Origin of the sequence: Streptomyces sp. P9(2023), assembly GCF_032436795.1 — a bacterium.
Lineage (GTDB): Bacteria > Actinomycetota > Actinomycetes > Streptomycetales > Streptomycetaceae > Streptomyces.
Map to the genome: position 1 here is coordinate 1 of NZ_JAUPWM010000353.1, position 286 is coordinate 286.

The window sequence follows — 286 nt, forward strand, 5'->3', positions numbered from 1 at the left end:
GGCAGATCGGCGCGCATCTGGTCAGCGCCATCACGCTTGGCTTCGATCTGGGCGATGAGACCTTTACCGCCACGCTGGACGCGCAGGGCTTTGCGCCCCGGCGCGGTGCGCCCGAAGGGTCGGTGGTGTTTCGCGGCAGCCCGAACGCCGTCGCGCCGCTGATCTATGGCCCTTTGCCAGTCCGCGAAATGGCCGCCCAGACCGGCGCGGTGGTAGAGGGCAACCCGGTGGTGGCGCAGGCCGCCGTGTCCTGCTTTGCGCTGGCCCCTTAACGCGGCTTCCCAAG

Annotated in this window: 1 protein-coding gene; it reads left to right on the forward strand. The window is 69.6% G+C overall.

What is annotated here, in order from left to right; all coding sequences use genetic code 11:
- A partial coding sequence (locus Q5762_RS37920; protein WP_315896860.1) for a hypothetical protein occupies positions 1-272 on the forward strand: 272 nt, incomplete at its 5' end.
- Positions 273-286: the final 14 nt, after the last annotated feature.